The following is a 23,549-nucleotide window of genomic DNA, read 5'->3' as shown; positions in this document are numbered from 1 at the left end:
TCATTATCTCCCCCGGTTTTGGAATTGCCTTATATCAACTGGGCCGGACAAGGCCCAGCTACTTATCGTTATATTTGTTTCTAGAATTCAATTGCGAGCCTATATAAAGCCCACCGTGTAATTGACGAAAAAGAGCGTGCCCCCTGTATTCTGGACACGCAATCATAAAAAGCGCAACTGGAGAAATGTGACTCCAAGGTCAGTAAAACGTTTATGCACCCTGAATATGAGGCCTACACGCCAGTCAGCGTCGACGTCACGCTTTGCGGGGCGTAGTGATCGACATTCGTAAACCGCGTCATTTCGGCTTCCTACTTAACCTGTAGGCTCCTTCCTACATGACTATGATCAAAATTTTAACGATAGTTATAATTTATGGAACGAAAATTTGACGTTGTGGGGGTTTTGGAACACCTAAATTTTTATGCAGATTGCGTAAATTTATGTGTTAATTTAGTAAATACACCGACTGTCACTACTGGTTATTCCTGCGTGCCGCATTCATCTTCGAATGCCTAACCAGGCGTAAGGGCACCCCTTTGCCCGACGGTTCAGGGGGAGGTGGATTTAGCATGGAACCATACGACGTCAATGACGGGCGATCGAATAATGCAACGTGGTCCAATCTATCCTAGGGGAAATACCATGTCACAGAGTCAGCCTCCGAATTCGCAGTACAATTTCAACGTCAATCTCGACGACCTCGCGTTTATCCTCAAGCAAATCAAGATTTCGGAAGCCAGTACCAACCCCGACGGTTCGGTCAACGGCGACGTGCTGCGCGAGCTGGTAGGCAGCACCCTGTTGCCGCACGGCCTGCGCACGGTGGACGGCACCTGGAATAGCCTCCTCCCCGGCATGGAGCGCATGGGCGCGGCGGACAACATCATGCCGCGCCTGATCGCGGGCGTCTGGCATGACGCGGAAAACGTGCCGGCCATGTTCCTGCCGCCTGGCGCGCCGTCCACCCCGACCAGCTACGCACAGACCAATCCCGGCAACATGGTGTTCGACTCGCAGCCCCGCCTGATCTCGAACCTGATCGTCGACCAGACGAACACGAATCCGGCCGCCGTCGCTGCCGCCAAAGACCGCGCCGACATCGCCACCTTTCCCGGCATGGAGGATGTCGACACAACCGCCGCCGGAACGCTGCCCATTCCGAATCAGTCGCCCGACATCGGCCTGTCGCCCCCGTTCAACGGCATGATGGCGCTGTTCGGCCAGTTCTTCGACCATGGCCTGGACCTGATCAGCAAGGGCGGCGGCACCGTCTTCGTGCCGCTGCAGCCGGACGATCCACTGTACGTCGCGGGCAGTCAGACCAATTTCATGGTGCTCACGCGGGCCTCCAACAATCATCCCGGCCCCGACGGCAAGATGGGCACGCCCGACGACCTGACCGGCCACCTGAACACCACCACACCCTTCATCGACCAGAACCAGACCTATACCTCGCATCCATCGCACCAGGTCTTCCTGCGCGAGTACCAGATGGTGGGGAACAAGCCGCTGGCCACCGGCCGCCTGATCGACGGCGAGCACGGGATCGGCAACTGGGCCGAAGTCAAGGCCCAGGCTGCCACTATGCTCGGCATCCGCCTGACCGATACCGACATCTTCAACGTGCCGCTGCTGGCGACCGACCGCTACGGCGAATTCCTGCGCGGGCCGAACGGCTTCGTGCAGATCGTCACCGACACCGGCCTGATCGAAGCCAATCCTGCCGACAACGGCGGCCTCGGCACCTCGCTTCCGGCCAACACGCTGCGCACCGGTCACGCCTTCCTCGACGATATCGCGCACACGGCCGCGCCGGGCACCTGGGACCATGACGGCATGCGGCACACGCCTGCCGTGCCGATGACGGCCGACCTCGACGGCGAGGCGGGCCCGATCCGGAATCCCGGCTACGACCCATCCCAGCCGACGTCCGCGACCAACCGTGAATTCCTGGCCCAGCCAGCCGGCACCTATGACGACGAGCTGCTTGGCCGCCACTTCATCACCGGCGACGGCCGCGGCAACGAGAACATCGGCCTGACCGCCATCCACGCCATCTTCCACGACGGGCACAACCGCCTGGTTGAAGACTACAAGCACACCATCCTCGGCAGCGGCGACCTGGCCGTCATCAACGAGTGGTTGGCAGTCGACATCGACGCCGTCCCGACCACCGAGGCAGGCATCGCCGCGCTGCAGTGGGACGGCGAGCGCCTGTTCCAGGCCGGCCGCTTCGCCAATGAAATGCAGTACCAGCACATGGTGTTCGAGGAATTCGCGCGGGCGGTGCAGCCAAGCATCGATCCCTTCGTGTTCTCGAATTCGGCCGATATCGATCCGTCCATCATGGAAGAATTCGCTAACGTGGTGTACCGCTTCGGGCACTCGATGCTCAACGAAACGGTGGCGCGGCTGGACGGCGACCTGCAGTCGAGCGACATCGGCCTGATCGAGGCCTTCCTCAATCCGATCGCCTTCGACAAGGACGGCACCCTCGATCCGAGCCTGGCAATCGGCCAGATCGTGCGCGGCATGTCGCGCCAGGTCGGCAACGAGATCGACGAATTCGTCACCGACGCACTGCGCAACAACCTGGTCGGGCTGCCGCTCGATCTCGCCACGCTGAACATTGCCCGTGCCCGCGACACCGGCGCGCCCAGCTTCAACGAGGCGCGCAGGGCCTTCTTCGAGATGACCGGCGACGCCCAGTTGAAGCCCTACACCAGCTGGGCCGATTTCGCGCCACACATGAAGAACCCGGCCTCGATCATCAACTTCATCGCCGCCTACGGCATGCACCCGACCATCCTGGCCGAGACGACGGTGGCCGGCAAGCGCGCCGCCGCCACGCTGCTGGTGATGGGCGACATGGACCTCGACAAGAACGGCAGCGTCGACCTCGCACCAGCCGACCGCGTCGCCTTCCTCAACAGCACCGATGGCTGGGAAACGCAGGAAACCGGCCTGAACAAGGTCGATTTCTGGATCGGCGGCCTCGCCGAAGCCAAGCTCGAGTTCGGCGGCATGCTGGCGCCGACCTTCAACTTCGTGTTCGAGTCGCAGATGGAAAAGCTGCAGAACGGCGACCGCTTCTACTACCTGAGCCGCACCCAGGGCCTGAACATGCTCAACGAGCTCGAGGCCAACCTGTTCTCGGCCATGGTGATGCGAAATACCGACCTCGGCGCCACCGGAAGCACGACCCACCTGCCTGCGCTGCTGTTCACCGCGCCAAGCTATACGCTGGAGATGAACCAGTCCGACCAGCTGACCGGCATCGGCGCGAACAACAATGGCGACCCGGGCCGCCACAATCCGGTGCTCAATGCCTTCACTTCCCTCGTCACACGGGTAGCTCCCGGCGCTGACGTCGACCGCGACGGCCACGCGGATGGCGGCCAGTTGATCTACGCTTACGACGGCGCCGACCACGTGGTGCTGGGTGGTACGCCCGGCAACGACATCATCAAGGGCGGGCGCGGCATGGACACGCTCTGGGGCGATGCCGGCAACGATATCCTCGACGGCGGCGACGAAGCCGACCAGGTGCATGGCGGCGACGGCGACGACATCATCACCGACCACGGCACCCCGGCCGGGGCCGCGGACTTCCTGCGCGGCGACAACGGCAACGACGTCATCAGCAACGGCGCCGGCAACGACATCGTGTTCGGCGGCGCCGGCAACGACTTCTTCATCGTCGGCCCCGACTTCACCGAAATCTTCGCCGGCGAAGGCAATGACTTCCTGATCGGCGGGAATGGCCCGGACGTCCTGATGGGCAACGAGGGCGACGACTGGATCGAGGGCGGCGAAGGCTTCGACGGCCTGTCCGGCGAAAACTCGCAGCTGTTCTTCAACAGCAGCATCATCGGCCACGATGTCCTCAATGGCCAGGGCAACGATACCGACTACGACGGCGAGTCCGGCGACGACATCATGGTGCAGGGCGCCGGCATCCAGCGCAGCAACGGCATGCTCGGCTTCGACTGGGCCATCCACAAGGGCGATCCGGTGGCTGCCAATTCCGACCTCGGCATCCCGCTGTTCGGCCAGCAGGAGCCGTTCATCCTGCGTGACCGCTTCGACTCGGTCGAAGCTTTGTCGGGCTGGAAGTTCGACGACGTCCTGACCGGCACCGTCCGGCCGACCGGCGCCGCCGGCGATGGCGGAGGGGGCATCATCGGCGCGCCCACCACCGACAGCATGCTGCTGCAAAAGAACGTCGCGCTGATCAATGGCTTGCAGGAGCTGCTCGGAAGACCGGCAGAGGCCAATGGCGAGGCTGTCGTGTTCGACCCGAGTACGGGCGCCGACATCCTGATCGGCGGCGGCGGAAGCGACCGCATTACCGGCAAGAATGGTAATGACCTGATCGATGGCGACGCCTGGCTCAACGTGCGCGTCAGTGTGCGCGACCGCCTCGATCCGACGCAGGAACTGTTCTCGGTCGATACCATCGCCGATCTCAAGACACGCATGCTGTCGGGCGAGATCAACCCCGGTCAGCTGGTGATCGTGCGCGAGATCCTGCAGCCGCAGACCGCGGCCGACGACATCGACACTGCCGTCTATTCCGACCTGCGCGCCAGTTACGACATCACCCGCAACGAGGATGGTACCTGGACCGTGGCCCACTTGCGCGGCACCGCGGCCGACGGCACGGACCGCATCCGCAACATCGAGCGCCTCCAGTTCAGCGACCGCATCATGAACCTGACCGGGGAACCGGCCATCAGCGACACGACCCCGACCGAGCTGCGTGCGCTGACGGCCCTGCCGGGCACGATCGCGCAATTCAGCGGCGTTGCCGAGTCGGCGGTCACGTACCAGTGGCAAGTCAGGAGCGGTGCCGGTTACGTCAACATCGCCGGCGCCACAGGACTCACCTTCGTGCCGCAGCAGGCCCAGGTCGGCCTCGAGCTGCGCCTGATGGCCAGCTTCAGGGACCTCGCCGGCGTCAATCGCGTCGTGTATTCCGACGCGACGGCGCCGGTCGGCGACAACAAGACCGGCACGGCCCTCGCCGATACGCTGGTCGGCACGCCCTGGGCAGACGAGCTCGTTGGCCTGGCCGGCAACGACAGGCTCGACGGCGCAGCCGGGGCCGACGTCATGACCGGCGGCGCCGGGCTCGATACTTATGTGGTGGACAACCTGGAAGACGTCATCAACGAAGCCGACGGCGGCGGCACCGATACGGTGGAGACGACGCTGGCCGCCTACACCCTGGGCGCCAACCTCGAGAACCTGACCTTTACCGGCGCCGGCGCCTTCCTTGGTACCGGCAATGCGCTGGCCAACGTCATCACCGGCGGCAGCGGCGACGACATCCTCGACGGCGGTGCGGGCGCGGACCGGATGGTGGGCGGTATCGGCAACGATACCTATATCGTCAGCGACAGCGGCGACACCGTGGTCGAGGCGCTGACCCAGGGCCAGGATACGGTGCGTGTGTCGCTTGGCTCGTTCTCGCTGGCGAACAACATCGAAGACATGGTGTACACCGGCACCGGCAACTTCGTCGGCAACGGCAACAACGGCAACAACGGCATCACTGGCGGCCTGGGCAACGACGTGCTCGATGGTTTGGGCGGCAACGACCGCCTGCTCGGCCTGGACGGGGACGACATGCTGGCCGGCGGCGCCGGCAACGATGTGCTGGAAGGCGGCGTCGGCAACGACACGCTCAACGGCGGGAACGGGCTCGACGCCATGAGCGGCGGCAGCGGCGACGACGCCTACATCGTCGACAGCGCCGGCGACACCGTGGTCGAGGCCGGCGGCGAAGGCACCGATATCGTGGCCACGACGCTGGCGAGCTATGTACTCGGCGGCGCCGTCGAGAACCTGACCTACACCGGCAGCGGCAACTTCACCGGTACCGGCAACGCGCTGAGCAATGTGCTGGTGAGCGGGATCGGCAACGACCGGCTCGACGGCGGCGCAGGCGTTGACGTCATGTTCGGCGGACGAGGCAATGACATCTACATCATCGACGAGGCGCTCGACGATGCAGTCGAGTTCGGTGGCGAAGGTACCGACACGGTCCAGACCACGCTGCAGAGCTATGCGCTGTGGTCGGATATCGAAAATCTCACCTTTATCGGCAGCGGCGACTTTGTCGGCGAAGGCAACGAACTGGCCAACACCCTCATCGGCGGTGCCGGCAACGACAGTCTCGACGGCGGAACCGGCAACGACACGCTGCGCGGCAACGGCGGCAACGACGTCTACATGGTCGATTCGTCCACCGATGTCGTGATCGAGGCGGCCGGCGCCGGTACCGACCACGTGATGGCCAGCGCAGCGAGCTTCACGCTGGCCAACAACATCGAGCACCTGACCTATATCAGCAGCGGCAACTTCACCGGAGTCGGCAACAACCTGGCCAACACCATCACCGGCGGCAACGGCAACGACAGCCTGAATGGCGGCACCGGCAACGACACCTTGCGCGGCGGCGCCGGCAACGACAGCTACTTCGTCAATGTCGCGGCCGACCTCGTCCAGGAAGGGCTGGGGGCCGGCACCGATACGGTGTTCTCCACGTCCACTGCCTACACGCTCGGTGCCAACGTCGAAAACCTGACGCAGACGGGCGCCGCGGCCACGCTGACCGGCAACGCGCTGTCGAACATCATCAAGGGGGGCGCCGGGAACGACATCCTGCGCGGCGGCGCCGGCAATGATCGGCTGGAGGGAGGCGCGGGGAACGACGTGATCCAGGATAGCGAGGGCAACGACATCTTCGTCTTCGGTCCGGGCCCGTTTGGTGCCGACACCATCACCGGATTCGACGCCAACGCGACCGGTGGCCAGGACCTGCTCGACATCTCGGGGCTGGGCATCACCGCGGCCAGCTTTGCCTCGGGCGTGACCTTCCTCGACCTCGGTCTCGATACACGGGTGACGATCGGCCTCTCCGGTTCCTTCGTTCTGCAGGGCGTGGGCGAGCTGTCGGCGCTGACGATCGACGACTTCCTGCTCAGCGGGGGCACGGTGCCGGTCTTCCAGGGCCTGACCGCGGCGCCGCTGGCGGGGGCATAACTTCAACAGGAGGCAAGAAGAAGGAGGCAAGAAGAAGGAGACAGCAAGGCAGGCAGCAAGCAGCATTCCTGGCACCGACGCCGGTGGCGTCGTGCCGGGAAATGAACCGTAAAAACTACAGCGACACATACCAAACTAGGGGTATCACCATGCAAATCGTCAAGAAGTCGTTCCGCAGCGCCGGCCTGTGCCTGGCCGCAGTGCTGATGGCAGGCAGTGTCCAGGCTGGCGTCATCTTCAGCCCGGGCGTCACCCCCACTGCGGGAACCGTGGAAAACGTGCGCTTCGACCCGACCAGGGCCGGCGTCTTCCTTGGGCCGGCCACCACCGTCACCGGCATCGCCGGACGCACCGACTACCTGGTCGACATCTCGGCCGAGGAACTCCTGATCGCCTTCGAGAACCCGACCGCTACGCCTGCGGTTCCGCCCACGGTGCGGGCCACGGACGGCGCGCTGCGCGCGCTGGGCATCGAGGTGCGTGATGGCGCCTTCACCACCATTTTCTACAACCTGCGTGTCGACCAGGTGGCGGGCAACCCGGTGGGGCGCTTTGCCGACATCCTCGTCACCGCCTTCGACGGCAGCACGGCCAGCTTCCAGCAGCAACTGCGAAACGGCAACAATGTGCTGACGATCCAGGCGGACAACGAGACGCTGCTGCGCGGCATATCGATCTTCTCCGCGTCGAACATCGCCGATATCCGGCAAATCCGGCTGGGCGGCTTGCAGGACGCGCCGATTCCGGAACCGAGCATCCTGATGTCCTTCACCCTGGCGGGCATCGCTCTCTGGCGCGTGCGCGCGCGCCGCCACGCTGCGCCACGTGCCGGTACCGGGGACGGCCAGGCGTAATTCAAACGCTGCTTCCAGGAGACCGTCATGAAACAAGTCTGGCGAGAGCTGCGACCCCTGCTCGTGTACATGGGGCTGTTTTCCTTCTGCGTGAACCTGCTTTACCTGATCCCGGCATTGTTCATGCTGCAGGTATTCGACCGGGTACTGACCACGCACAGTCGTGAAACGCTGGTGGTGCTGCTGGCCGGTACCGCCGTCGCCATGATCGTCATGCTGCTGCTCGACTATGTACGCCAGCGCCTGCAGGGCGTGCTGGCGGCCATCGCCGACGAGCAGCTGGCGCGCCCGCTGGTCGAATCGCTGGTCGAACGCGCCGCCCGCACGCCGCACGCCGCTGTGGGGGAAGGCATGCGCGACCTCGGCACGCTCAAGACGGTGCTTTCCTCGAACGCGCTCGCCTCGCTGTTCGACGCTCCCTGGGCGCCGCTGTTCGTGGTGCTGATCTGGAGCTTTCACCCGTTGCTGGGCCTGGGCGCACTGCTTTCGGTGTCCCTGATGCTGGTGCTGGCCTGGGCCAACCACCGCAGCAGCCGCGCTGCCATCGAAGGCTTGCAGCAGGACGGGAGGCGCGCCGCGCGCTATGTCGACAGCTCGCTGCGCAATGCCGAGGTATTGCAGGCGCTCGGCATGACCGGCAGACTGCTGGGCCGCTGGCGCGCGCTGCAGGTCGAGGTGGCCTCCCTGCAAGACAGCGCCGGTCGCACCGGCGTGGCCTTTGGCGCCCTGACGCGCTTTTTGCGCCAGGCGATCCAGATCGCGATGCTGGCGCTCGGCGCCTGGCTCGTCATCAGCCAGGAAGCTTCGGCCGGCATCATGATCGCCACCACTGTGCTGCTCGGACGCGCCCTCCAGCCGGTCGAGCAGCTGGTCGGCAGCTGGCGCGCGCTGGCCGACGGCCGCGCCGCCTATCGCCGCCTGGCCGAGCTCGATACAAACGGCCGCCCGGCCCAGGTGGCGCTGCCATGCCCGGCCGGGCGGCTGCAGGTCGAGAGCCTGTCCTACCGCGTGCCGAGCTCGGGCAAGCCGGTGCTCTACAACCTGGCGCTCTCGCTCGAGCCGGGCGAGTCGCTCGCCATCATCGGCGCCAGCGCGGCCGGCAAATCGACCCTGGCCCGGCTCCTGATCGGCGTCTGGACCGGGGCGACCGGCACCGTACGCCTGGACGGGGCCGACGTCGCGCGCTGGGACCGGGCCCAGCTGGGCCAGTGGATCGGCTACGTGCCGCAGGACGTCGAGCTGTTCGATGGCAGCGTGGCCGACAATATCGGCCGCCTGGAGGAGGTCGACTCCGGACGCGTCATCGCCGCGGCCAAACGCGCCAACGCCCACGACATGATCGTCGAATTCGCCGACGGCTACGACACGTTGGTGGGCGAGGGCGGAATGCGCCTGTCGCCCGGACAGCGCCAGCGCATCGCCCTGGCGCGCGCCCTGTACGGCAACCCGCGCCTGGTCGTGCTCGACGAGCCCAATTCGAACCTGGACGGGGCCGGCGAACTGGCGCTTGCCCACGCGGTCAGCGCCCTGCGCGTGGACGGTGTCACCACGGTCATCGTCACGCACCGGCCGTCCCTGATTGCGCACGTCACCAAGATCCTGGTACTCGAGAACGGCCGCGCCAAGCGCTACGGCGCCGCGGCCGACGTGATGCGCGAGATGCGGCAACAGGCGCAGGCCGTGGTCGACACCGCCAGCGCCGCCTGAGGAGACAACCATGAACAACCCTTTGATGATGAACAACGCAATGACGATGGGCGAGCTGGAGTCGCTCGGCAGCCGCGCTCAGGGGCAACGCCTGGGCCGCCTCGGCCTGACGATTTTCCTGCTGGCGCTGGTGCCGATGGGGGCCTGGGTTTGCAGCGCGCCGCTGGCGATGGCGGTGGTGGCCCCGGCCTATGTCAAGGTCGACCTGAACCGGCGCCCGATCCAGCACCTCGAAGGCGGCATCGTGCGCCAGGTGCTGGTGCGCGACGGCCAGCGCGTGCGTGCCGGCGAACCGGTGCTGATCCTGGGCGACGTCGGGGTCGACGTCGACCGCAACCGGCTCGCCTACCGCGCCATCGTCGAACGCGCCGGCCTGGCGCGGCTGGAAGGAGAGCAGCTGCGCATGGCCAGCCTGCAGTTCCCGGACGACCTGCGCGAGGCGGCCGAGCGCGACCCGCGCATTGCCCAGGCGATGGCCAAGGAAGCGAGCCTGTTTGCCAGCCGCCGCACCTCGCTCGAGAGCGAAGTGGCGCTGCTGCGCACCCAGCGCCAGCAGATCGGCAGCGAAGCGGCCTCGCTGCGCGCCCAGATCGCCAACATCGAGCGTTCATTGACGCTGCAGCGCCAGGACCTGGAACTGAACCGCGGCCTGCAGCGCGACTCGTTCATCTCGGCCGCCAAGCTGTCCCAGATCGAGGCTGGCGTGGCCGATTACGCAGCCAAGGCCGACGAGCGCCGCTCGGAACTGGCGCGCGCCGCCCAGCGCATTGCCGACATTGACCTGCGCATCCGCTCGCTGCAAAACGCCTACGTACAGACGGCCAGCGACGAGGTCAAGGCGAGCGTGGCGCGCCTGACGGACATCGACCAGGAGATGCGCAAAACCAACGACGCGGCCAGCCGCCAGGTCGTGGTCGCGCCCGCCAGCGGGGAAATCATCGACCTGAAATTCACTTCGCCGGGGGCGGTGGTGCGCTCTGGCGATTCGATCGCCGAGATCGTGCCGTCGGAAGCGCGCCTGATGCTCGAAGCGCGTATCCGCCCGGAGGAAATCAACCACGTCCACCTGGGCCAGAAGGCGCGCGTCAAATTCACGGCGCTGAAGTACCGCAGCGCGCCAATGGTCGATGGCGAGGTGACGTATATCTCGGCCGACCGGCTGGCGGACAAGGCGACCGGGCAGGCGTATTTCAGCGTGCTGGTGGCGGCCGACGAAAAGGCGATCGATGCGCGCCATGCGGTCAAGCTGCAGGCCGGCATGCCTGCCGAGGTCTACATCGACGGTGCAGACCAGACCCCGCTGCAGTACCTGGTCGAGCCGATCATGTCGACGTTCCGCAAGGCGGGGCGCCAGCTGTAGGCAGGGTCGCAAGCAGGCAGTGTTATCAACCACGAGGGAGAAGATCATGAAATCGCGCAGGACCTTCCTGGCGGCGGCGGCTGCCACACCTTTGCTCTACCCGGCGTTCAGGCATGCCGGCGCGCTGACGCCGGCATCGACCCCCTTGCCGGACGACGACGGGCGCGGCCCGCCGAATGTGGCGCTCCAGACCCACGAAGGCCGCCACGTCCGGTTCTACGACGACCTGGTCAGGGACCGGCTGGTCGTCATCAACATGATGTACGCGAACTGCAGCAACCTGTGCCCGGCGAATACGGCCAACCTGCTGCGCGTGCACGAGCTGCTGGGCGGGCGAGTGGGCAAGGACGTCTTCATGTACTCGCTGACCCTGCAGCCGGCGATCGACAAGCCGCTCGACCTGCGCCGCTACATGGACAAATTCGGGGCCAGGCGCGGCTGGACCTACCTGACGGGCGAACCGGACCACGTCGAGCTGCTGCGCCTGCGGCTCGGTTTTTATTCGCTCGACACCGTTGCCGACAGCGACCTGAAACAGCATACCGGCATGCTGCGCATCGGCCACGCCGGGCGCGACCGCTGGTCGATGATCCCGGCCATTGCGGCGCCGGAGCAGATCGTCAACTCGATTTCCGGCTACATGTAAGGCAAGACAAAAAACCTGGGGAAGCATCATGGACACATCCGATGAGACAAAAGAACTGAAAGAAGCGAAGGAATCAAAGAACACCCGGCGCTGGGCGGTGACGGGCGGCCTGGCCGCGGCCGGCGCCGCAGTACTGGCAGCCGTGCGCGACAACGCCAACCTGGCACCCGCAACCGCCCCCGCACAGGCGGCCCCGGCCGCCGCGGCCAAGGCGCCGGCAGCATCGGGCACGGCGACGCTGACGACGGCTCCGGTCCAGGCAACGACAAGCAGCGTGCGCGACGACTTCATGCAAAGCCGAGTCGGCAAGGCACCGGCGACGCCGCCCTGGATGGTGGCGCTACCGATCCCGCAAGTCAAGGAGCCGGAAAGCAGCCTGAGCCCGGCGCCGGAAAAGGATCCTGTCGAGGACGAAGCGGGGCGCCTGCCGCACCAGGTCTGGGAGAAGTACCCGCCGCGCAAGTTCTACCGGCTGCGCGCGAAGAAGGGCTCGCATTCCTTCCATCCGCACTTGCCGGAGCAGGACATCTGGGGCTTCGACGGCCTGCTGCCGGGCCCGACATTCGTCGCATGGTATGGCGAGCCGATCCTGGTGCGCATCGAGAACGATTTGCCGGACGATTCCACCGGCTTCGGTTCGCCCGAGATTTCGACCCACGTGCACAACGGCCATACCCCGTCCGAAAGCGACGGCTTTCCCGGGGACTACTTCAGCCGCACGAAATTCGGACCCACCATCACCCGCGCCGGCAAGTTCAAGGACCACCATTATCCGAACAAGCTGTCAAACAGCAATGACTTCCCGGACACGGATGGTGACCCGGAAGGCGCGCTGGGCACCCTCTGGTACCACGACCACCGCATGGAATTCACGGCGCCGAATGTGTACAAGGGACTGGCCGGCTTCTACCTCGTGTTCGACGGCCTCGACACGGGCAACGAGCGCGACACGCGCGCCGGTGCGCTGCGCCTGCCGAGCGGAGTCGGCAAGTACGATATCCCGGTCATGTTCCAGGACAAGAGCTTCGATTCCGGTGGTTACCTGTATTTCAACCAGTTCGACCCGGAAGGGATGGTGGGCGACAAGTTCTGCGTCAACGGCAAGATCCAGCCGTATTTTTCGGTGGAGCGCCGCAAGTACCGTTTCCGCGCGCTGAACGCTTCAGCGCTGCGCTTCTATGAGTTCTACCTGGTGTACAACGGCGCCGACCAGAAATTCCACCACATCGCCAATGACGGCAACCTGCTGACCGCCCCGATTTATACAGACCGGCTGCGCCTGGCAACGGCGGAACGCGGCGATATCGTCATCGATTTTTCCAGATTCCCGCTCGGCAGCAAGGTCTACCTGGTAAACCGGCTCGAGCACCTGGACGGACGCGGTCCCACCGGGAGACGCCTGACGCCCGGCACCCAGATCCTGCGCTTCGATGTCGACGCCGAACCGGCGGAACCGGACCTGAGCCAGGTGCCGTCCGTCCTGCGCCCCTTGCGCCGTGCGGTGGTGCTGCCGGGAACGAAAGTCAGGCGCTGGGAGTTCGACCGCGAAAACGATTTGTGGACAGTCAACGGCAAGCTGTTCGACGTGACCAGGCCGGCCGCGATCATCAAGCGCGGCGTGGACGAAATCTGGGAGCTGCAGGGCAAGGGCAGCTGGAGCCATCCGGTGCACATCCATTTCGAAGAAGCGCGCATCCTGTCGCGCAATGGTGTGCCGCCGCCGCCGCACGAACGGGGACGAAAGGATGTGTTCGAGCTCAAGCCGGGCGAAGTGGTGCGGATCCTGATCTGCTTCGAGGATTTCGTTGGCAAGTACATCATGCACTGCCATAACACGATCCATGAGGATCATCACATGATGGTGCGGTTCGACGTCGTGCCTTGAGGGTACACGATATCTACATGGAGGCAAGGACGGCAATATGCAGACACGCAGATCTTTTCTAGCCTTTGCTGCGGCCGCACAGCTGCTCAACCCTGCGGCCCGGGTCATGCCGGCCGTGCACCGCAAGCAGCTGGTGGCGCGGTTTTCGACACCCACGCTGCAAACCCACGTTGGGCGCGATGTTTATTTCTGCAATGATCTCGTGTCGGGGCGGCTGGCCGTCCTGAACCTGCAGTACGCCGACAGCACCAGCCTGTGCCTGCCGCCCGCCCGCCATCTGCCCGGGGCGGGTGCCAGCGACGCCTATCTGTATTCACTGACCCTGCAGCCAGCCATTACCAGCCCGGCACGCTTGCGCCGTTACATGGAGGCGTATGCCAAGGGGGACGCGTGGCCCGGCGCGGACGGGATGCCGGACGAGTTCACCTTGCTGCGGCTCAGGCTGGGATGGTGCAGCAGGACATAGGCGCCACGCTGCCAACAAAAAAGCCGCCCGCAGGCGGCTTCATGGTGCGGCCAGTTTTACTGCCCGCGCTTGGCGCGTGCCTTGGCCGCGATGCGCATGCGCAGCGCGTTGAGCTTGATGAAGCCGCCGGCGTCGGCCTGGTTGTAGGCGCCGCCGTCTTCATCAAACGTCGCGATGTTCATGTCGAACAGCGAATCGGTCTTCGAGTCGCGCGCGACGACGATCACGTTGCCTTTGTAGAGCTTCACGCGCACCCAGCCGTTGACGGTGGCCTGGGTGTGGTCGATCAGCGTCTGCAGGGCGACGCGTTCCGGCGCCCACCAGTAGCCGTTATAAATCAGGCTGGCGTAACGCGGCATCAGGTCGTCCTTCAGGTGCGCCACTTCGCGGTCGAGCGTGATCGATTCGATCGCGCGGTGCGCGCGCAGCATGATGGTGCCGCCCGGGGTCTCGTAGCAGCCGCGCGACTTCATGCCGACATAGCGGTTCTCGACCAGGTCGAGCCGGCCGATGCCGTGCTTGCCGCCGACGCGGTTCAGTTCCGTCAGCACTTCGGCTGGCGACATGCGCTTGCCGTTCAGGGCGACGATGTCGCCGCGCTCGTATTCAATGTCCAGGTATTCGGCTTGATCGGGCGCCGCTTCCGGCGACACGGTCCAGCGCCACATCGATTCTTCGGCTTCGGCACTCGGGTTTTCCAGGTGGCGGCCTTCGAAGGAAATGTGCAGCAGGTTGGCGTCCATCGAATAAGGCGCGCCGCCGTTCTTGTGCTTCATGTCGACCGCGATGCCCGCGTCTTCCGCGTACTTCAGCAGTTTTTCGCGCGACAGCAGGTCCCACTCGCGCCATGGGGCGATGATTTTCACGTCCGGCTTCAGTGCATAGGCGCCGAGCTCGAAGCGCACCTGGTCGTTGCCCTTGCCGGTCGCGCCGTGCGAGACGGCGTCGGCGCCGGTTTCGTTCGCAATTTCAATCAAGCGTTTCGCGATCAGGGGACGCGCGATCGAGGTGCCGAGCAGGTATTCGCCTTCGTAGACGGTGTTTGCGCGGAACATCGGGAACACGAAATCGCGCGTGAATTCTTCGCGCACGTCGTCGATGTAGATGTTTTCCGGCTTGATGCCGAACTTGATGGCTTTCGCGCGCGCCGGCTCGAGTTCTTCGCCCTGGCCGAGGTCGGCGGTGAAGGTGACGATCTCGCAGCCGTAATTATCTTGCAGCCATTTCAGGATGACGGAGGTGTCGAGGCCGCCGGAGTAGGCGAGAACTACTTTTTTGATGTCGCTCATGGAGGTTCCAGTGTGGAGGGGAGGTGGGGTTTTAAATGGTCAGCTGGCCCTGGCGGGCCAACGATCAAACAAAGCGTGGTGTCAGTCGTTCAAAAAAAAACGGTCAAAAAAATCATGCCGGCTCGTGGCAGACCGCCTCGATATTGTGGCCATCCGGGTCGAGCACGAAGGCGCCATAATAATTCGGGTGGTAATGCGGGCGCGGGCCCGGCGCGCCGTTGTTGCGGCCACCGGCGGCAAGCGCCGCATGGTAGAAGGCGTCGACCTGGGTGCGGTTCGTCACGCGAAAGGCCACGTGCAGCGGCGGGTGGTTCACCGGGCGCTCGGCGCTCGCGCCAGAGATCCAGAAATCGGGTTTCGGCGCTTCGCCGAAGCCGATTACGTCGGTCGACTTGGTCACGGCGGCCGGGATCTCGGCCAGGACCGTGTAGCCGATGGGCGCCAGCGCGGCGGTATAAAAGCTGCGGCTGCGGGCGACCTCGCTGACGATGATGCCGGTGTGGTCGATCACGATTGCCCTTCGATGCGGCCCAGCAGCAGGTATTCGATCAGCGCCTTCTGCACATGAAGGCGGTTCTCGGCTTCGTCCCAGACCACCGACTGCGGCCCGTCGATGACCTCGGCCGAGACTTCCTCGCCGCGGTGGGCCGGCAGGCAGTGCATGAAGATCGCGTCGGGCGTGGCGCGCGCCATCTTGGCGCTGTCGACGATGAAGCCATCGAAGGCCTTCAGGCGCTCGGCGTTTTCCTTCTCGAAGCCCATGCTGGTCCAGACGTCGGTATTGATCAGGTGCGCGCCTATACAGGCGTCCGACGGATTCTCGAAGCGGGTGTAGCGGGTGGTCGAGACCAGCGCCGGATCCAGGTCGTAGCCCTTGGGCGTCGAAATATTCAGGTGGAAGCCGAACACTTCGGCCGCCTGCAGCCAGGAATACAGCATGTTGTTGGCGTCGCCGATCCAGGCGACCGTCTTGCCGGCGATCGGGCCGCGGTGCTCGTAGAAGGTGAAGATGTCGGCCAGCACCTGGCAGGGATGGTGTTCGTTGGTGAGGCCGTTGATCACCGGGACGCGCGAATTGGCCGCGAAGCGCTCGATGATGTCCTGGCCGAAGGTGCGCACCATGATGATGTCGCACATGCGGCTCATGACCTGGCCGGCGTCTTCGACCGGTTCGCCGCGTCCCAACTGGCTGTCGCGCGTGTTCAGGTAGATCGCCGCGCCCCCAAGCTGGTGCATGCCGGCCTCGAACGACAGGCGCGTGCGCGTCGAACTCTTCTCGAACACCATCACCAGCGTGCGGTCGACCAGCGGGTGGTACACCTCGTAGGCCTTGAACTTGCGCTTGATGACCTTCGCACGCTCGATCACGTATTCGAATTCGTCGAGCGAGAAGTCGGAGAACTGCAGGAAATGCTTGATCGGGTTGGAGCCTGGCATATCGTTTCGCGGAGGAAGGTATCCCTCCGATTATAGTGGTTTTCAAGGCTGGGGTCAGGTCTGACATTCGGACACGGCCTCAGGCGTTGCGGCCGTCGCGCCCGACGATTTCTTGTCCACGGCAGAGCTCGTGTCCAAATGTCAGACCTGACCCCAGCTGTTGGTTAATACAGCGTCTGCGCCGACTCGTGCAGCAGCTGGCCATACAGTTCGTGCCGGTGGCGTGCGATCTTGCCTTCGGCCAGGGCGGTCAGCACCGCGCATTGCGGCTCGGCCAGGTGGCGGCAGTTGTAGTACTTGCAGCCGCCCAGGTAAGGCTTGAACTCGACGAAAGCGCGCTCCAGCATGCCTTCGCTCAGGTGGTACAGGCCGAATTCCTGGAAGCCGGGCGAATCGATGATCGCCGCGCCGTCGGGCAGCCAGTACAGGCGGGTGAAGGTCGTGGTGTGCTTGCCGGTGTCGAGCGCCGCCGAAATTTCGCGCACGGCGATGTCGGCATCCGGCACCAGCAGGTTGATCAGCGAGGACTTGCCCATGCCCGACTGGCCGATGAAGATCGAGGACTGGCCGGCCAGCAAAGGGCGCAGCACGTCCAGCGCATGCTCCGGATTGGCGCGCGCCGAGACTTCATGAACGGGATAGCCGAGCCGGCCGTACACGTCGGCCCGTTCGCGTGCGCGCGGCAGCAGGTCTTCGACGTCGGTTTTATTCAGGATCAGGTGGGCCTCGATGCCGGCCGCTTCGGCCGCCACCAGCGAGCGCGAGACCAGATCGTCGGCGAAGCCCGGTTCAGTGGCGATCACGATGAACAGGCGCGAGATGTTCGCCGCCAGCAGTTTCGATTTGTACTGGTCCGAGCGGTAGAGCAGGGTGGTGCGCTCGGCGATCTTTTCGATCACGGCCTGGTTGTCCGAGGTTTTCACCAGGTGCACCACGTCGCCGACGGCGACATTGGTCTTCTTGCCGCGCGTGACGCACTGGAGTTTTTCGCCGTTCGCATCGGCCAGGTAATGGCGCCCGTGCGCCGCAATGATGGTACCGCTCAGGTCCGGCTGCTTGCTCATGCGCGTGTCCGTTCTTCGTAGATTGCGTCGGCTTTCGCAGCGCAGATAATGTCGTTCAGCGAAACCGCATGGCCCGCCGAATGGGTGGTGTAGGCGACGACGCAGTGGCGGTAGCGCACCGTCAGGTCGGGATGGTGGTCCTGCGCGTGGACCATCCAGGCCAGCGCATTCACGAAGGCGATGGTCTCGTGGTAGTCCTTGAATTCGTAGGAACGCACGATGCGGTTCGCGTGCAGCTGCCACTCTGGCAGCTGCGCCAGCAGGGCCGTGAGCGCCTCGGCGTCGAGGGCCGGCGCACCGTGGGTGCAATGCTGTTCGCGCGGGTTCATGCTTGCGCGCCGTTCAGATGGGCGATGCGCACCGAGGCCGGCGGGTGCGAATCGTAGAAGGCCGAGTGCAGCGGATCGGGCGTCAGGGTCGAGGCATTGTCCTCGTACATCTTGACCAGGGCCGAAATCAGGTGGCCGGCATCGCTGTGCTTGGCCGCAAAGGCATCGGCCTCGAATTCGTGCTTGCGCGAGGTGATCGCGCTCAAGGGCCCGAACAGGAAAGTAAAGATCGGCAGCACCAGCATGAACAGCAGCAGCGCCATGGCGTCGTTCGGGCCGTCCAGAAGCGGCGCGACGCCCAGGCCCGTGTAGAACCAGCTTTGCTCCTTCAGGTAGCCAAGCAGCGCCAGGAAGGCCAGCGACAGGGCGAACATGACGACGATGCGCTTGACGATGTGGCGCAGCTTGAAGTGGCCCAGCTCGTGCGCCAGCACCGCTTCGATCTCGTGCGGCGCCAGGCGCTCGATGAGGGTGTCGAAAAAGACGATGCGCTTGGCCGCGCCGAAGCCCGAGAAATAGGCGTTGCCGTGCGCGCTGCGGCGGCTGCCGTCCATCACGAACAGGCCTTTCGAAGCGAAACCGACGCGCGCCATCAGGCCTTCGATGCGGCTTTTCAGGCTTTCGTCGGACAGCGGCGTGAACTTGTTGAAGAGCGGCGCGATCACGCTTGGGTAGAGCACCATCATCAGCAATTGAAAGCCGCTCCAGACCAGCCAGGTCCAGAACCACCAGAGCGATCCGGTCGACTCCATCAGCTTCAAGACCACCCACAAGAGCGGCAGGCCGATCACGGCGCCGACAGCCGCGCCCTTGATGCCGTCGGCGATCCACAGCTTGACGCTCATCTTGTTGAATCCGAAGCGCTCTTCCAGCACGAACTGGCGGTAATATTCGAAAGGCAGGTCGAGCACGGCGGACAGGACGGCAAAGGCGGCCACCAGCAGCAGCTGATGGGTCATGCCGGGGCCGGCCACCGGCAGCAGGGCGTTTGACAGGGCCTGCAGGCCGCCGAGCAGGGTAAAGCCGACCAGCACCAGGCCGCCCCAGAGCAGGGCCGCGATGCCGAAACGGGTTTTCGCGACCGTGTAGTCGGCCGCCTTCTGGTGGGTCTCGAGCGAGACCTTGGGCGCGAATTCGGCCGGCACGCTGGCGCGGTGGCGCAGCACGTGGCGGATCTGGCGGTTGGCCAGCCAGAAGCGCAGCCCCAGCGTGAGCACGAAGAAAACGACGAACAAAACCGAAAACGCGAGTGAAGACATTCTGTGCCTGTGAGAAAATGCAGGATTGATTAGGCAAAGAGAGAATTATGTCACACCCAACCAATTCCGCAGTCCCTGCCAGCGCCCAGCGTCCGAACGACATGAACCTGGTCTGGGTCGACATGGAAATGACCGGACTCGACCCCGATACCGACCGCATCATCGAGATCGCCGTCGTCGTCACCGACATGCACCTGAATGTGCTGGCCGAGGGCCCGGTCTTCGCGATCCACCAGTCCGACGAGACGCTCGACAAGATGGACAACTGGAACAAGGGCACCCACGGCAAGTCGGGCCTGATCGACCGCGTGAAGGCCTCGACCGTTACCGAAGCCGATGCCGAAGTCGCCCTGATTGCGTTCCTGAAGAATTTCGTCCCGTCGAACAAGTCGCCGATGTGCGGCAACACCATCTGCCAGGACCGCCGCTTCATGGCGCGCGGCATGCCGAAGCTGGAGGCCTTCTTCCACTACCGCAACTTGGACGTGTCGACGCTCAAGGAATTGTGCCGCCGCTGGAAGCCGGAACTGGCTTCGGGCTTCAAGAAGCACCAAAAGCACACGGCGCTGGCCGACATCATCGAATCGGTCGAAGAGCTGAAGTATTACCGCGAGCACTTTATTAAACTGTGATACGCAAGGCGTAAATTGGGACGATCAGGCAATGCATCGGAGTAAGCTGCGCTCCGGTCATTGCCTGACTGTGGGACAATCCAGACATGTCCGGATTTCTGACCAATAACGCTCCATTTCCCTTGAACGGTGTGCGCGCCTTGTATGCTGCGCACGACTGGACCGATTCCCCGCTCGGGCACCCCGACACTTGGCCGCCGGAGCTGGCCACTGCCGTTGGCATGGCGCTCAATTCCGCCTTTCCAATGTTTGTCGCCTGGGGGGCGGAGCTGCGTTTCCTCTACAACGACGCCTATGCCATCATCCTCGGCGCCAAGCATCCGGCTGCCCTGGCCCAGCCTTTCCAGGCGGTGTGGGCCGAGATCTGGGATGACCTGGTGCCGATCATCGACCGCGCGCTATCGAACAAGTCCGCTTTCTACGAAGACCTGGCCCTGGTCGTCCAGCGCCAGGGCTTTCCGGAGCAGGGTTATTTCACGTTCTCGTATTCCCCGCTGCACGACGGCGCCGGGAACGTGGCGGGCATGTACTGTACCGTCATGGAGACGACCAGCCGCGTACTGGCCGAACGCCGATCCGCGATCACGCTCAAGCTGTCGGACGCCTTGAGGCCCTCGCGCTCGCCGGAGGAGGTGCTGGCCACGGCCAGCGCATTGCTGGGCGCGGAACTGGGCCTGTCGCGCGCATTGTATTGCGAGGTGGACAGTGCCTCCGCCACCTTCGTCACGGCCTGCCAATGGACCATCGACGGCATGGCCGAGCTGTCGACCCGGCGCTTCCCAATCGACGACTTCGGTCCCGCCCTGATCGAGGTGTTGTGCCGCGATGAAACCCTCGTGATCAACGACGCAGCCAACGATCCAGTGACGGCCGGATTTCGTCAGCGCTACCGCGACGAACGCATCGGCGCATCGATCACCGTGCCGCTGGTGCGCGACCAGCGCCTCGCCGCCATCCTCAGCCTGCACCGCGCCGAACCCTACCACTGGACCGAAGACGATGCGCGCTTGACGCGCGACACCGCCGAACGCACCTGGTCCGCACTGGAAGCGGCGCGCGCTCAGGCCTCACTGCGCGCCGAACGCGACCGCAGCCGCTATATCTTCGATACCATGGTCGAGGGCTTCGCGCTGATGGCGCCCGACTGGACTATCACCAATATGAACGTGGAGGGCCTGCGCATCTGCCACAAGCGTGCCGACGAGGTGATCGGGCACCAGCATTTCGCGCTGTTCCCGGAGGTGGAGGGAACGAACGCCGGCGACATGCTGCACCGTGCGATGGCGCGGCGCGAAGCGGGTTCCGTCGAATACCGGGTACCCGAGATCGACGGGCGCGGGGGCTGGAATGAAATCCGTGCCTTCCCGACCCAGGACGGCGGCATCGCCGTGTTCTTCCGTGACATCACCGACCGCAAACTGGCCGAGGCCGGGCTGAACGAGGCCGACCAGCGCAAGGACGAATTCCTGGCGATGCTGGCGCACGAGCTGCGAAACCCGCTGGCGCCGATCAGCGCGGCGGCCATGCTGCTCGACATGGGCTCGCTCAACGAAACCCGGGTGCGCCAGAGCAGCGCCATCATCGGCCGCCAGGTGCGCCACATGACGCGCCTGGTCGACGATTTGCTCGACGTCTCGCGCGTCACGCGAGGCCTGATCGAACTGGAACGCACGACGCTCGACGTGCGCGCCATCGTCGACGAGGCCGTGGAGCAGGTGCGCCCGCAACTGATGGCGCGGCGCCAGCGTTTGACCCTGCACCTGCCCGGCCTGCCGCTGGTGGTCGAAGGCGACCGCGCGCGCCTGGTGCAGGTGATGTCCAACCTGCTGGGCAATGCGGTCAAGTATTCGCCCGATGACAGCGCGATCGACGTCAGCGCCCAGGCGGTGGACGGTCAATTGGTGCTGGCGGTGCGCGACGAAGGCATCGGCATGGAACGTGAGCTGCTGGAACGCGCGTTCGACCTGTTCGCCCAGGCCAAGCGCAGCTCCGACCGTTCGCAGGGCGGCCTGGGCCTCGGCCTGGCGCTGGTGCGCAACCTGGTCGAACTGCACGGCGGCGCGGTGTCGTGCGCCAGTGCCGGCCTGGGGCAGGGCAGCAGCTTCACCGTCACGCTGCCGCTGGCGGCCAGCCCCGCCGCGCAGGCGCCGCAGGCCGCCTCGCCCGTCAATGCCGCGGCGCCGCTGACCCTGCTGGTGGTGGACGACAATGTCGACGCCGCGACCACGCTGGCGATGCTGCTCGAAGGCGCAGGCCATGAAGTCTTCATCGAACACGAGTCGCTGCGCGGGCTGGAGCTGGCGCGCAGCGCCCGGCCCGACGCCTGCCTGCTCGACATCGGCCTGCCCGAGGTCGACGGCAACGAGCTGGCGCGGCGCCTGCGCGCGCAGCCGGAGACGGCGCACAGCGTGCTGATCGCGGTGTCGGGCTATGGCCAGGAACACGACCGCAAGACGGCGCTCGCGGCCGGCTTTGCGCACCACCTGGTGAAACCGGTCGATATCGACCGGCTCATGAAGCTGCTGGCCACGATCCGTCCCGCGGCGCAGGCGGCGTAGGGTGGGCACGGAGTGCCATTCGCGGCCCGGCCCACCCTACATAACCCCCGATTTGTTCAGCGCATCTGGGTGTAGTTCACCGGAATGAAGCGATAACCCTTGCCTTCCTTGCGCAGGTAGCCCAGGCCCGGGAACTGCAGGTGGGCGCCGCCGATCAGGGCGCCATCCTTGGCCGCCGCGTCGAACAGTTTTTTACGCGCGCTTGCGGCGGCCTTCTGGTCGCCGTCGAAACCGATCGTCACCGCCGGGTCCTCGAACTGCACCGCCGCCACGTGAATCAGGTCGCCGATCGCGACCATCTTGCGGCCGCCGCTTTCGATGACATAGGTCGTGTGGCCCGGCGTGTGGCCGTGCCCGCCCTGGGCGCGAATGCCCGGAGAGAGGTCGGCGTCGCCCTCGAAGGTCTTGAATTTGCCGGCCTTGACATACGGGTCGAGCGCGGCCATCGCATTCTTGAACGTCCCCTTGCCGTCTTCCGGCGCCTTGTCCATGTTGGCCTGGCTGAGCCACTGGTCCGCTTCGGCTTTTGCCGCGCGCACGAGGGCGTTCGGGAAGGCCGCTTTCGACTGCGCCGTCAGGCCGCCCAGGTGGTCGCTGTGCATGTGGGTCAGGTAGATCTCGTCCACCTGTTCCGGGGTGTAGCCGGCCGCCTTGATGCTCGCCTGGATCTTGCCCAGGGTCGGCCCGAACAGCACGCCGGCGCCGGTGTCGATCAGGATGAGTTTACTGCCGGTATTGACTAGGTATGCGTTGTCCGAAGTTTCCAGCGGCGCCTTCAGGTGCGCCTTGGTCAGCGCGCTATTGGTCTTGTCGGCCTTTTGCGTCAGCAGCTTGTCGACCGGCAGGTCGACCGTGCCGTCGGACAGCGGCGTGATTTCGAACTCGCCCAGCATCATGCGGAAGTAGCCGGGGGCCGGGGTTTTTGCCATCGGCGCGGCGGCGAAAGCGGGGGCGGCTAAGAAGGCGGCGCAGGCAGCGGCCAGGGCGATGCGTGTAAATGGTGCGGACAT

16 protein-coding genes are annotated in these 23,549 nt (G+C 64.9%); 9 read left to right on the top strand and 7 right to left on the bottom strand.

What is annotated here, in order from left to right; translation table 11 throughout:
- The first annotated feature begins 645 nt into the window (after window positions 1-645).
- The 7 genes from NMB41_RS16850 (at window position 646) to NMB41_RS16820 (ending at window position 13,971) form a co-directional block, all read left to right on the top strand.
- Window positions 646-7,053, top strand: a complete 6,408-nt coding sequence (locus NMB41_RS16850) for a peroxidase family protein (protein ID WP_494378956.1) — start codon at window positions 646-648, stop codon at window positions 7,051-7,053.
- A gap of 149 nt (window positions 7,054-7,202) precedes the next feature.
- Window positions 7,203-7,907, top strand: a complete 705-nt coding sequence (locus NMB41_RS16845; protein ID WP_494378955.1) for a hypothetical protein — start codon at window positions 7,203-7,205, stop codon at window positions 7,905-7,907.
- A gap of 27 nt (window positions 7,908-7,934) precedes the next feature.
- Entirely contained in the window at window positions 7,935-9,614 is a 1,680-nt protein-coding gene (locus NMB41_RS16840; protein WP_494378954.1) for a type I secretion system permease/ATPase, read from the top strand.
- 10 nt (window positions 9,615-9,624) lie between these two features.
- Window positions 9,625-10,974, top strand: a complete 1,350-nt coding sequence (locus NMB41_RS16835; RefSeq protein WP_494378953.1) for an HlyD family type I secretion periplasmic adaptor subunit — start codon at window positions 9,625-9,627, stop codon at window positions 10,972-10,974.
- Between the two features lie 46 nt (window positions 10,975-11,020).
- A complete protein-coding gene (locus tag NMB41_RS16830; protein WP_494378952.1) occupies window positions 11,021-11,620 on the top strand; it encodes an SCO family protein in 600 nt (199 codons plus the stop codon).
- A gap of 28 nt (window positions 11,621-11,648) precedes the next feature.
- Complete coding sequence (locus NMB41_RS16825) at window positions 11,649-13,505, top strand: multicopper oxidase family protein (RefSeq protein WP_494378951.1); 1,857 nt, start codon at window positions 11,649-11,651, stop codon at window positions 13,503-13,505.
- A 37-nt stretch (window positions 13,506-13,542) separates the two neighbouring features.
- The gene (locus tag NMB41_RS16820) at window positions 13,543-13,971 is read left to right on the top strand and encodes a hypothetical protein (protein WP_494378950.1); all 429 of its coding nucleotides are present in this window, start codon (window positions 13,543-13,545) and stop codon (window positions 13,969-13,971) included.
- Between the two features lie 56 nt (window positions 13,972-14,027).
- On the opposite strand, the gene NMB41_RS16815 is transcribed toward NMB41_RS16820, so the two are convergent.
- From NMB41_RS16815 to NMB41_RS16790, 6 genes are all read right to left on the bottom strand, one after another.
- Window positions 14,028-15,260 carry an argininosuccinate synthase gene (locus tag NMB41_RS16815; protein WP_494378949.1) on the bottom strand — a complete coding sequence of 411 codons (1,233 nt, stop codon included), beginning with the start codon at window positions 15,258-15,260 and terminating at the stop codon, window positions 14,028-14,030.
- A 112-nt stretch (window positions 15,261-15,372) separates the two neighbouring features.
- A complete protein-coding gene (locus tag NMB41_RS16810; RefSeq protein ID WP_494378948.1) occupies window positions 15,373-15,771 on the bottom strand; it encodes a VOC family protein in 399 nt (132 codons plus the stop codon).
- A complete protein-coding gene (gene argF, locus NMB41_RS16805) occupies window positions 15,768-16,697 on the bottom strand; it encodes an ornithine carbamoyltransferase (RefSeq protein ID WP_494378947.1) in 930 nt (309 codons plus the stop codon). The genes NMB41_RS16810 and argF overlap by 4 nt, the downstream gene beginning before the upstream one ends.
- Window positions 16,698-16,861: 164 nt before the next feature.
- Window positions 16,862-17,761: a ribosome small subunit-dependent GTPase A gene (rsgA, locus tag NMB41_RS16800; protein ID WP_494378946.1), complete on the bottom strand. Its 900-nt coding sequence runs from the start codon at window positions 17,759-17,761 to the stop codon at window positions 16,862-16,864.
- A complete protein-coding gene (locus NMB41_RS16795; protein WP_494378945.1) occupies window positions 17,758-18,090 on the bottom strand; it encodes a 4a-hydroxytetrahydrobiopterin dehydratase in 333 nt (110 codons plus the stop codon). Before NMB41_RS16795 ends, rsgA begins: the two co-directional genes overlap by 4 nt.
- On the bottom strand, window positions 18,087-19,349 hold the full coding sequence (locus tag NMB41_RS16790) for a M48 family metallopeptidase (RefSeq protein ID WP_494378944.1): 1,263 nt from the start codon (window positions 19,347-19,349) through the stop codon (window positions 18,087-18,089). The genes NMB41_RS16795 and NMB41_RS16790 overlap by 4 nt, the downstream gene beginning before the upstream one ends.
- A 101-nt stretch (window positions 19,350-19,450) precedes the next feature.
- On the opposite strand from NMB41_RS16790, the gene orn reads away from it, so the two are divergent.
- On the top strand, window positions 19,451-19,981 hold the full coding sequence (orn, locus tag NMB41_RS16785) for an oligoribonuclease (protein WP_494382859.1): 531 nt from the start codon (window positions 19,451-19,453) through the stop codon (window positions 19,979-19,981).
- A gap of 86 nt (window positions 19,982-20,067) precedes the next feature.
- On the top strand, window positions 20,068-22,539 hold the full coding sequence (locus NMB41_RS16780; RefSeq protein ID WP_494378943.1) for a hybrid sensor histidine kinase/response regulator: 2,472 nt from the start codon (window positions 20,068-20,070) through the stop codon (window positions 22,537-22,539).
- 56 nt (window positions 22,540-22,595) lie between these two features.
- Here NMB41_RS16780 and NMB41_RS16775 read toward each other — a convergent pair whose 3' ends face one another.
- On the bottom strand, window positions 22,596-23,549 hold the full coding sequence (locus tag NMB41_RS16775; RefSeq protein WP_494378942.1) for an MBL fold metallo-hydrolase: 954 nt from the start codon (window positions 23,547-23,549) through the stop codon (window positions 22,596-22,598).

Source organism: Massilia sp. FBCC-B171 (genome assembly GCF_059134155.1).
The sequence above is the reverse complement of the archived record's forward strand: the minus strand, read 5'-3'. Positions and strand labels throughout refer to the sequence as shown.

What these genes read in the sequence shown, in the direction of transcription:
- NMB41_RS16835 (WP_494378953.1), top strand. Translation starts at nt 9,625, where the DNA reads ATGAACAACCCTTTGATGATGAACAACGCAATGACGATGGGCGAGCTG.
- orn (WP_494382859.1), top strand. Translation starts at nt 19,451, where the DNA reads ATGAACCTGGTCTGGGTCGACATGGAAATGACCGGACTCGACCCCGAT.
- NMB41_RS16795 (WP_494378945.1), bottom strand. Translation starts at nt 18,090, where the DNA reads ATGAACCCGCGCGAACAGCATTGCACCCACGGTGCGCCGGCCCTCGAC.
- NMB41_RS16815 (WP_494378949.1), bottom strand. Translation starts at nt 15,260, where the DNA reads ATGAGCGACATCAAAAAAGTAGTTCTCGCCTACTCCGGCGGCCTCGAC.
- NMB41_RS16830 (WP_494378952.1), top strand. Translation starts at nt 11,021, where the DNA reads ATGAAATCGCGCAGGACCTTCCTGGCGGCGGCGGCTGCCACACCTTTG.
- argF (WP_494378947.1), bottom strand. Translation starts at nt 16,697, where the DNA reads ATGCCAGGCTCCAACCCGATCAAGCATTTCCTGCAGTTCTCCGACTTC.
- NMB41_RS16820 (WP_494378950.1), top strand. Translation starts at nt 13,543, where the DNA reads ATGCAGACACGCAGATCTTTTCTAGCCTTTGCTGCGGCCGCACAGCTG.
- NMB41_RS16775 (WP_494378942.1), bottom strand. Translation starts at nt 23,549, where the DNA reads ATGTCCGCACCATTTACACGCATCGCCCTGGCCGCTGCCTGCGCCGCC.
- NMB41_RS16790 (WP_494378944.1), bottom strand. Translation starts at nt 19,349, where the DNA reads ATGTCTTCACTCGCGTTTTCGGTTTTGTTCGTCGTTTTCTTCGTGCTC.
- NMB41_RS16845 (WP_494378955.1), top strand. Translation starts at nt 7,203, where the DNA reads ATGCAAATCGTCAAGAAGTCGTTCCGCAGCGCCGGCCTGTGCCTGGCC.
- NMB41_RS16850 (WP_494378956.1), top strand. Translation starts at nt 646, where the DNA reads ATGTCACAGAGTCAGCCTCCGAATTCGCAGTACAATTTCAACGTCAAT.
- NMB41_RS16825 (WP_494378951.1), top strand. Translation starts at nt 11,649, where the DNA reads ATGGACACATCCGATGAGACAAAAGAACTGAAAGAAGCGAAGGAATCA.
- rsgA (WP_494378946.1), bottom strand. Translation starts at nt 17,761, where the DNA reads ATGAGCAAGCAGCCGGACCTGAGCGGTACCATCATTGCGGCGCACGGG.
- NMB41_RS16780 (WP_494378943.1), top strand. Translation starts at nt 20,068, where the DNA reads ATGTCCGGATTTCTGACCAATAACGCTCCATTTCCCTTGAACGGTGTG.
- NMB41_RS16840 (WP_494378954.1), top strand. Translation starts at nt 7,935, where the DNA reads ATGAAACAAGTCTGGCGAGAGCTGCGACCCCTGCTCGTGTACATGGGG.